Genomic DNA, 8,626 nt, shown 5'->3' with positions numbered 1-8,626 from the left:
GTCATCGTCGGTACCTCCGCCGGCGCCATCAACGCCGTTGGCCTGGCTTGCGGCGCCCTGCAATTCCGCCAGGCGATCCAGCGCCTGACCGCGGTCTGGCAGGGATTCCGCACCGAACATGTCTATCGCAGCGACTGGCCGGGCGTGACGCGCCAGGCCTCGCGCTTCCTCGGCCATAGCCTGCTCGGCCTGGGGCGGCGGGTGCCGGTGGCGTTGCTGGACAACCGGCCGTTGCATGAGCTGCTGGCACGTGAGCTGGATTTTTCCGGGATTCATGCGGCGGTGCGCCAGCGCCAGTTGCGCGCGGTGGCGGTGACCGCGTTCGGCTACGAGTCGGGGCAGGCGGTGACCTTCTACCAGGGGCGCGCGACCATCGATCCCTGGGTACGCCATCGGCGCCTGGGCATTCCCACCCGCCTGGAGCTTCGGCACCTGCTGGCCAGCGCGGCGATCCCGCTGCTGTTCCCGCCGGTGCGGATCAACCGCGAATACTTCGGCGACGGCGCGGTGCGTTCCCAGGCGCCCATCAGCCCGGCGTTGCACCTGGGCGCCACGCGGGTGCTGGTGATCGGCGTCAGCGGCAACCCGGCAACCGGTGGCGACAGTGCCATGACCGGCCTGCCGCCGTCCGACCGACCGCCGAGCCTGGCGCAGATCGGCGCCCACCTGTTGAACAGCACCTTCATCGACAGCCTGGAAGGCGACATCGAGCAGTTGCAGCGGATGAACCAGATCGGCCAGTTGGTGGCGCCGGAGGTGCGCCGCCAGGCGGGTGGGCTGGAGCCGGTGGAGGTATTGCTGGTGTCGCCGAGCCGGCCGCTGGACGAGATCGCCGCGCGGCACTACCGGGAGCTGTCGCGGGTGCTGCGGCTTTTCCTGCGCGGTCCCGGAGCGACCCGCGCCAGCGGGGCGGGGGTATTGAGCTACCTGTTGTTCGAGCGCGGCTATTGCAGCGAACTGATCGAACTGGGCTACCACGATGCGATGGGCAAGCGGGCGGAACTGGAGCGCTTCCTGCGGATCGAGCGGTAAACCTTATTCAGGACGGGACAGGCGGAAGGAAAAAGCCGCCCCGAAGGGCGGCTCGCGCACGGCTCAGACGGCCAGGACACCGTCGCGATAGTCGCGTAGCGCCTGCTCGATTTCCTCGCGGCTGTTCATCACGAACGGACCGTACTGGACGATCGGCTCGCGCAACGGCTTGCCGGCGAGCACCAGTACCCGCGCGCCGGCTTCGCTGCGCAGGCTCAGTTCCCCTTCTTCGGACAGCCGAGCCAGGCGATTGGTGGCGATTTCCACCGGGCGTTCGCCTTCCACCGTCAGGCTGCCTTCGTAGACGTACAGCAGCACGCGATGGCCGTCCGGCAGGCGCGGGGCGATGCGGCCGCCGGCAGGCAGTTGCAGGTCGTAGTAGTGCGGCTCGGTGTCCGGCCTTTCCACGGCGCCGATCTGCTGCGCCTGGCCGTCGTCGAAGCGACCGGCGATCACCGTGACCTTCACGCCTCCGGCGGTTTCCAGGCGCGGCACGTCTTCCGGCTCGATATCGCGATAGCCGGCCGGAGCCAGCTTGCTCTTCGCCGGCAGGTTGACCCACAGCTGGAAGCCACGCATCGCGCCTTCCACCTGTTCCGGCATCTCGCTGTGGATGATGCCGTGGGCGGCGGTCATCCACTGTACGCCGCCGGGCTTGAGCAGGCCGCGATTGCCGAGGTGGTCTTCGTGGCGCATACGCCCTTCGAGCATGTAGGTCACGGTCTCGAAGCCGCGGTGCGGGTGCGAAGGGAAGCCGGCGACATAGTCGTCCGGGTTCTGGGTATCGAACTGGTCGAGCATCAGGAACGGATCGAAGCGTTCCGGGGACGGGCCGCCGATCACGCGGGTCAGGCGGACGCCGGCGCCATCGGAGGCGGGGTGGCCGGTATGCAGTTCGAGGACATCACGGTAGCGGGTCATGGGAACCTCCTGGTTCGTGTATGGCTCGATGATAGTCCTCTCTGGTCGATATATGGTTGCGAGTTTTATGTAATTCCTATCGATTTATTGAATCGTTATGAGGAAAAGAAACCGCCGCACAGGGCGACGGTTCTTCGTCTCACTCGGCGATCTGCAGCTTGCGCGCCTCGGTATAGATGTAGCGCAGTTTCTCGTACTCGAACGGCGAGTTCATCTGGCCGTAGCGGAAGCTGGTGTTGTAGCGCCTGTCCACCACGCGCAGGGCGGTGATCTCCGGGTGGTCGCCGCTGGCCTGGGGAACGTTGAGGTAGTTCACCTGGTATTCGCCGACGTAGTCCACCACCAGTCCGCCGGTGTCGCGCAGGTTGGACGGGCCGAGGATTGGCAGCATCAGGTAGGGGCCGCCGCCCACGCCGTAGAAGCCGAGGGTCTGGCCGAAATCCTCGCTGCGCTTGTGCAGGCCCATCTTGGTCGCCGGGTCCCACAGGCCGAGCACGCCGAAGGTGGTGTTGAACAGCAGCCGCGCGGTGGTTTCCATCGCCGCCTTGCCCTTCAACTGGGCGAGGTTGTTCAGCAGGTTGGGCACGTCGCCGAGGTTGTCGAAGAAATTGCTCACGCCGCTGCGGACGAAGTGCGGGGTGACGTACTCGTAGCCTCGTACCACGGGCAGGAACACCCACTCGTCGAAGCGATAGTTGAAGTGGTAGACCCGGCGGTTCCAGGATTCCCAGGGATCGTACATGTTCAGTGCGTCGAGGGTGGCGCGCTCGAATTCGCGTTGATCCAGGCCGGGATTGAACTTGAGTTGGTCCAGCGGACGGCTGAAACCGTCGCCGTCGAGCTGACGTGGCGGCATTTCGACCGGCGCGGCGGCCTCGTCGGCCTGGGCGCTGGCGGCTGCGCTCAGCAGAAGGGCGAACATCCAGTGTGCGGTTCGGCTCATCGATCAGTTTCCTGCCTGCTGGGTGAGGGCCGCGCTGGCGACCTGGGTCTGTCCGGCGGCGGGCGTGGCGAAGAAGTCCAGCATGTCCTGCGCGTTGACCTTGTAGTTGAGGTTGCCGCAGTGACCGCCATAGGGATAGACGGTCAGGCGTTCGCCGAAGGTCCGGCGAAGGAAGCCGAGGTCGCCCGGGCCGAGGATGACGTCGTCGGCGTTGTGCATCACGGCGATCTTCGGGCTGTCGTGCAGATAGTCCTGCAGCTTGTAGAGGCTGACCTGGTTGACCAACTGGGTCAGGCTGCCGCCGTCGTAACGGGCTCGCCACATCGGGATCAGTTGCTCAGTCATGTAGCACTCGAAGTCGCACTGCAGCGCGCGCTTGAAGAAGGGCTCCAGGCTGGTGCCTTCGTTGATCGGGTAGTTCGGCGGGGTGATCAGGCCGCGACGGTTGACCAGGTCCGAGGTGAAGGCGATGTCGGCGGCGGAGAAACGGAACGAGGTGCCGATCAGCATGGCCATTTCCTCGTTGCTCAGGCGCTGCTTCGACTGCTGGAAGTCGTAGAGCATGGCGTCGTTGATGTCGACGTAGCCTTTCTGCCGGAAGTAGCGGGTCAGCTTGCTCAGCACCACCTCGTAGAAGGTGCGCGAGTCGGTGATGCCCTTGACCTGGGTTTCCACCAGTTTGTCGAGGTTGCTCACCGAGGTGTAGAGGTTCACCGGTGGATTGAGCAGCAGCACCTTCTTGAAGTTGAAGCTCTGGCGGCTTTCGTCGAGGTGGCTGACGAACGCGGCGTTCAGCGCCCCCAGGCTATAGCCGGTGAGGTAATAGTCGGTCACCGGCAGGTCGCGCTGCTGCGCGCGCACCGCCTGCATCACCCGGTACAGGTCATCGGCGTCGTCGCTGGAAAAGCCCGGTGTGGCGAAGCGCGAGGCGCTGGCCATGAAGTCCCAACTGGTCGGCGAGGACAACTGCACCACGTGGTAGCCGGCCTGGTAGAAGAGCTTCTTCAGGTATTCCGGGTAGCTGCTGGCATAGTGCGCGCCAGTCCCGGCGATGATGAAGATCAGCGGCGCCGCATGATCCTGGCGGGCCAGGCGGTAGCGCAGCTTCTTCACCGGCCAGAAGTTGTCCGGCAGGGCGAACTCGCGCTCCGGGCGCAATTTCAGGCTGTAGTCCTTCTGGTCGATGTCCTCGCTGTGCGGAAGCTCGGGACGCAGTTCCGGCGGCGTGGTGGCGATGGTCGCCTCGAACGGGTTGGTCAGTGGATAGCCGTAGCTCGCGGCGTCCACGTCCCGGGCCTGCGCCAGATTGGCACAACCGAGGGCGAGGCCGCCGAGCAGGGCAGCGAAACGGAGGAAGTGGGGCATCGGGGGAATCCCTTCGAGGGAAAAGTACTGAGTGAATATACTGCCGCTATGACAACTGCAAGCCTCAGTAGTGCAGTGGGTTATTGCAGCCAGCGTTCCAATCGGTCTTTCCCGCCTCTTGCCGTGCCTCGCGAATATCCCTTCAGGCGTGGCGGTGCAGCCAGCCGTGGGCGCTAGCCGGGCGCGGCGCGCCGTCTTTCTCGAAGCGTTTCCAGATCTTCTCGTGGAAGTAGAAACCGACCGAGTTGCACAGCGGCTCGACCGCCGCCACCAGCCCGCCGACCGCTATGCTGCCGGTCAGCGCGTAGGCCACGCTGAAGGCGATGATGAAATGCATGACGGTGAAAGTCAGGGTCTTGAGCATGGTGGCTCTCCTTTAACGAGAATCGTTCCTCTTTGTAGGGAGCCTATCCAGGCGGCCGGCCAAGCGGAAATCGGCCTGTCCAATCGAGAGCATAGAGCGCTTCGATCGCACCGTCGCGGAGCACATCCTTTGAGGGCCGCAGCGCAGTTCGGGACATGTCGTTATCGGGTGCGATGGGTGTCGTTCTCAGAGCAGTCCGCCGTCCGGGCGCGCCGATGATGGACGGCGGCACCGCAGAGTGCCGCGACCGCCGGGGAGCGTCCCCGGCGGCATAGAACAAGGGGTACGTCTGATGCGAATGATGCGACGACTGTTGTGCTGGAGTGCGGGCCTGGCAATGTCGGCGGCGGTGGGGATGGCGGCCGCGGCGGACAAGCCGGTGATCACCATCGGTTACGTGGACGGCTGGTCGGACAGCGTGGCGACCACCCATGTGGCCGCCGAGGTGATCCGCGAGAAACTCGGCTACGAGGTGAAGCTGATGCCGGTGGCGGCGGGGATCATGTGGCAGGGCGTGGCGCGCGGCAAGCTCGATGCCATGCTCTCGGCCTGGCTGCCGGGCACCCACGGTGCCTACTACGAGAAGATGAAGGATAAGGTGGTCAACCTTGCCATCAACTACCCGGACGCACGCATCGGCCTGATCGTCCCCGAATACGTGAGCGCCAACGGCATCGCCGACCTCCAGGCGCAGAAGGACGCTTTCGGCGGCCGCGTGGTGGGCATCGATGCCGGCGCCGGGGTGATGATCAAGACCGACGAGGCGATCAAGCAATATGGCCTCGACTACAAGCTGGTGGCCAGTTCCGGCAGCGGCATGATCGCCGAGCTGACCCGTGCCGAGAACGAGAAGAAGCCGGTGGTGGTGACCGGCTGGATTCCGCACTGGATGTTCGCCAAGTGGAAGCTGAAGTTCCTCGACGATCCGAAGAAGGTCTATGGCGATACCGAGCATGTCGACACCGTCGCCAACCCGGCGCTGGAGGCCAAGGCCAAGCCGGTCTGGGAATTCCTGAAGAAGTTCGGCTGGAAGGATGGCAACGAGGTCGGCCAGGTGATGCTGGCGATCCAGGAGGGCGCCAAACCCGAGGATGCGGCGAAGCAGTGGGTGGCGGCCAACCCGGGACGGGTCAAGGACTGGGTGCAGTAGCACGGCTGGTTCGATTGGGGAACGCCGTGCCCGGGCAACCGGGCACGGCGTTTTTCCTTGCCGAAGGCTGGCTCCGGAATCTGCCGGAAGGCCCGGGAATACCGGTCTAGAGCGGCTGGCGAAACGCTACGACTAAAGTCGTCTGGAGCGCTTGCACCAGCGTCCTACAGTGGATATCGACGACATTCCGCGTCACCCCGCTGTGAGGATAAAAACAATGAACGACAGCATCTACCAGCGGATTGATACCAATCCGCGCTTCAAGGAGTTGGTGGCCAAGCGAGAGCGTTTCGCCTGGATACTTTCTTCGATCATGCTTGGCCTCTACGTGATATTCATCCTGCTGATCGCTTTCCAGCCGCAGCTGCTGGGCGCGCGTATCAATCCCGATTCGTCCGTGACCTGGGGCATCCCGATGGGTGTCGGACTGATCCTTGCCGCGTTCATCCTGACCGGCCTGTACGTGCGTCGCGCCAACGGCGAGTTCGACAGCCTGAACCAGGAAATCCTCAAGGAGGCGCAGCAATGATCGCTCGTCTCCTTGCCGCGCTCGGCCTTGCGGCCTTCGCTCCGGCCCTCTGGGCCGACGCGCTGACCGGCGACGTGCAGCGCCAGCCGCTGAACGTCTCGGCCATCGTCATGTTCGTCGCCTTCGTCGGCGCGACCCTCTGCATCACCTACTGGGCATCCAAGCGCAACCGCTCGGCGGCCGACTACTATGCCGCAGGCGGCCGCATCACCGGCTTCCAGAATGGCCTGGCGATCGCCGGCGACTACATGTCGGCGGCATCCTTCCTGGGTATTTCGGCGCTGGTCTTCACTTCCGGCTACGACGGCCTGATCTACTCGATCGGCTTCCTGGTCGGCTGGCCGATCATCCTCTTCCTCATCGCCGAGCGCCTGCGCAACCTGGGCAAGTACACCTTCGCCGACGTCGCCTCCTACCGCCTCAAGCAGAAGCAGATCCGCACCCTGTCGGCCTGCGGCTCGCTGGTGGTGGTGGCGTTCTACCTGATCGCGCAGATGGTCGGCGCCGGCAAGCTGATCGAGCTGCTGTTCGGCCTCAACTACCATGTCGCGGTGGTCCTGGTGGGCATCCTGATGGTGCTCTACGTGCTGTTCGGCGGCATGCTGGCGACCACCTGGGTGCAGATCATCAAGGCCGTGCTGTTGCTCTCCGGCGCCTCGTTCATGGCGATCATGGTGCTCAAGCACGTCAACTTCGACGTCAGCACGCTGTTCTCCGAAGCCATCAAGGTGCATCCGAAGGGCGAGGCGATCATGAGTCCGGGCGGCCTGGTCAAGGATCCGATCTCGGCATTCTCCCTGGGCTTCGCGCTGATGTTCGGCACCGCCGGGCTGCCGCACATCCTGATGCGCTTCTTCACCGTCAGCGACGCCAAGGAAGCGCGCAAGAGCGTGTTCTACGCCACCGGTTTCATCGGCTACTTCTACATCCTGACCTTCATCATCGGTTTCGGCGCGATCCTGCTGGTCAGCACCAACCCGGACTTCAAGGACGCCACCGGCGCCCTGATCGGCGGCAACAACATGGCGGCGGTGCACCTGGCCGACGCGGTGGGCGGCAGCCTGTTCCTCGGCTTCATCTCGGCGGTGGCCTTCGCCACCATCCTCGCGGTGGTCGCCGGGCTGACCCTGGCCGGGGCCTCGGCCGTCTCCCATGACCTGTACGCCAGCGTGTTCAAGGGCGGCAAGGCCAACGAGAAGGACGAGCTGCGGGTCTCGAAGATGACCACCGTGGCCCTGGGCGTGGTCGCCATCGTGCTCGGCATCCTCTTCGAGAAGCAGAACATCGCCTTCATGGTCGGCCTGGCCTTCTCCATCGCCGCCAGTTGCAACTTCCCGGTGCTGCTGCTCTCCATGTACTGGAAGAAGCTGACCACCCGCGGCGCCATGATCGGCGGCTGGATGGGCCTGATCACGGCGGTGGGCCTGATGGTCCTCGGCCCGACCATCTGGGTGCAGATCCTCGGCCACGAGAAAGCCATCTACCCGTACGAGTACCCGGCGCTGTTCTCGATGATCGTCGCCTTCGTCGGTATCTGGTTCTTCTCCATCACCGACAAGTCGGCGGCGGCCGACGAGGAGCGGGCGCGCTTCTTCCCGCAGTTCATCCGTTCCCAGACCGGCCTGGGCGCCTCTGGCGCGGTGGCCCACTAAGCGCTACGTGAAGGCGTAGCCCGAGGCGGCGGCCGGGTTTCCGGTCCGCCGCCTTTCGTTTCAGCGTCCCGGTCACAGCGAGATGAGCCATGCCTGACAGTTTCAACTTCGCCTCGCCGCCCTTCGACCAGTTGCGTCCCCATCAGCGCGAGACCCTCAAGCAGGCCCTCAGCGTAGGCTACTACGCGCCGGGGGAAACCTTGCTGGAGGCCGGTTCGGCGGTCCCCGGGCTGTTCGTCCTGCTCAAGGGCGTGGTCGAGGAGCGCGGCGACGACGGGCGGGTATTCGCCCAATACGCCGCGGACGACCTGTTCGACGTCCGCGGGCTGTTCTCCGGCAGCAGCAAGCACCGCTACCTGGCGATCGAGGAAAGCATCGTCTACGAGTTGCCGGCCAGTTGCTTCCACCAGTTGTGCGGGGAGAACCCGGGGTTCGCCCGCTTCTTCCAGGCCGACCTGGCGGCCAAGCGCCAGTTGGCCCAGCGCGACGGGCAGAACCTGGCCGAGTTCATCCTTACCCGCATCGCCCGCGAGCACTTGCTGCCGGCGCTGGAGGTGGAGGCCTCGCTGTCCCTCGGCGACGCCGCGCGCCTGCAATTGAGCCACGGCGCCGATGCCCTGCTGGTGCGGCTGGAGAGGGACGGGCCCGAGCTCGGCATCGTCACCCGCAC

Annotated in this window: 9 protein-coding genes; 5 read left to right on the top strand and 4 right to left on the bottom strand. The window is 65.0% G+C overall.

Features of this window, described 5'->3' with window-relative positions:
- The coding region (locus FFS27_RS23515; RefSeq protein WP_137952238.1) for a patatin-like phospholipase family protein at nucleotides 1–1,032 on the top strand (1,032 nt) is incomplete at its 5' end.
- A gap of 63 nt (nucleotides 1,033–1,095) precedes the next feature.
- On the opposite strand, the gene FFS27_RS23510 is transcribed toward FFS27_RS23515, so the two are convergent.
- The 4 genes from FFS27_RS23510 to FFS27_RS23495 all read right to left on the bottom strand — a co-directional run bounded on the left by FFS27_RS23510 (nucleotide 1,096) and on the right by FFS27_RS23495 (nucleotide 4,625).
- A complete protein-coding gene (locus tag FFS27_RS23510; protein ID WP_003109175.1) occupies nucleotides 1,096–1,953 on the bottom strand; it encodes a pirin family protein in 858 nt (285 codons plus the stop codon).
- Nucleotides 1,954–2,092: 139 nt separating this feature from the next.
- Nucleotides 2,093–2,896 (bottom strand): MlaA family lipoprotein, encoded by an 804-nt coding sequence (locus tag FFS27_RS23505; RefSeq protein WP_021265068.1) that lies wholly within the window; start codon nucleotides 2,894–2,896, stop codon nucleotides 2,093–2,095.
- 3 nt (nucleotides 2,897–2,899) lie between these two features.
- Nucleotides 2,900–4,261 (bottom strand): alpha/beta fold hydrolase, encoded by a 1,362-nt coding sequence (locus FFS27_RS23500; RefSeq protein ID WP_003091553.1) that lies wholly within the window; start codon nucleotides 4,259–4,261, stop codon nucleotides 2,900–2,902.
- Nucleotides 4,262–4,403: 142 nt separating this feature from the next.
- Entirely contained in the window at nucleotides 4,404–4,625 is a 222-nt protein-coding gene (locus FFS27_RS23495) for a DUF2061 domain-containing protein (RefSeq protein ID WP_003091551.1), read from the bottom strand.
- 292 nt (nucleotides 4,626–4,917) lie between these two features.
- Between FFS27_RS23495 and FFS27_RS23490 the strand changes: the two genes are divergently transcribed.
- The 4 genes from FFS27_RS23490 to FFS27_RS23475 form a co-directional block, all read left to right on the top strand.
- A complete protein-coding gene (locus FFS27_RS23490; protein ID WP_021265067.1) occupies nucleotides 4,918–5,775 on the top strand; it encodes a glycine betaine ABC transporter substrate-binding protein in 858 nt (285 codons plus the stop codon).
- Nucleotides 5,776–5,992: 217 nt separating this feature from the next.
- Nucleotides 5,993–6,304, top strand: coding sequence for a DUF485 domain-containing protein (locus tag FFS27_RS23485; protein ID WP_058133457.1), 312 nt, complete (start codon nucleotides 5,993–5,995; stop codon nucleotides 6,302–6,304).
- On the top strand, nucleotides 6,301–7,956 hold the full coding sequence (locus FFS27_RS23480; RefSeq protein ID WP_003091546.1) for a cation acetate symporter: 1,656 nt from the start codon (nucleotides 6,301–6,303) through the stop codon (nucleotides 7,954–7,956). Before FFS27_RS23485 ends, FFS27_RS23480 begins: the two co-directional genes overlap by 4 nt.
- 89 nt (nucleotides 7,957–8,045) lie before the next feature.
- A partial coding sequence (locus FFS27_RS23475) for a cyclic nucleotide-binding domain-containing protein (protein WP_137952237.1) occupies nucleotides 8,046–8,626 on the top strand: 581 nt, incomplete at its 3' end.

It is taken from the genome of Pseudomonas sp. 2VD, from assembly GCF_005503585.1.
Classification (GTDB): domain Bacteria; phylum Pseudomonadota; class Gammaproteobacteria; order Pseudomonadales; family Pseudomonadaceae; genus Pseudomonas; species Pseudomonas aeruginosa.
The sequence above is the reverse complement of the archived record's forward strand: the minus strand, read 5'-3'. Positions and strand labels throughout refer to the sequence as shown.

Coding starts and splice junctions, on each gene's coding strand:
- FFS27_RS23490 (WP_021265067.1), top strand. CDS start 4,918: ATGCGAATGATGCGACGACTGTTGTGCTGGAGTGCGGGCCTGGCAATG.
- FFS27_RS23510 (WP_003109175.1), bottom strand. CDS start 1,953: ATGACCCGCTACCGTGATGTCCTCGAACTGCATACCGGCCACCCCGCC.
- FFS27_RS23500 (WP_003091553.1), bottom strand. CDS start 4,261: ATGCCCCACTTCCTCCGTTTCGCTGCCCTGCTCGGCGGCCTCGCCCTC.
- FFS27_RS23505 (WP_021265068.1), bottom strand. CDS start 2,896: ATGAGCCGAACCGCACACTGGATGTTCGCCCTTCTGCTGAGCGCAGCC.
- FFS27_RS23485 (WP_058133457.1), top strand. CDS start 5,993: ATGAACGACAGCATCTACCAGCGGATTGATACCAATCCGCGCTTCAAG.
- FFS27_RS23495 (WP_003091551.1), bottom strand. CDS start 4,625: ATGCTCAAGACCCTGACTTTCACCGTCATGCATTTCATCATCGCCTTC.
- FFS27_RS23480 (WP_003091546.1), top strand. CDS start 6,301: ATGATCGCTCGTCTCCTTGCCGCGCTCGGCCTTGCGGCCTTCGCTCCG.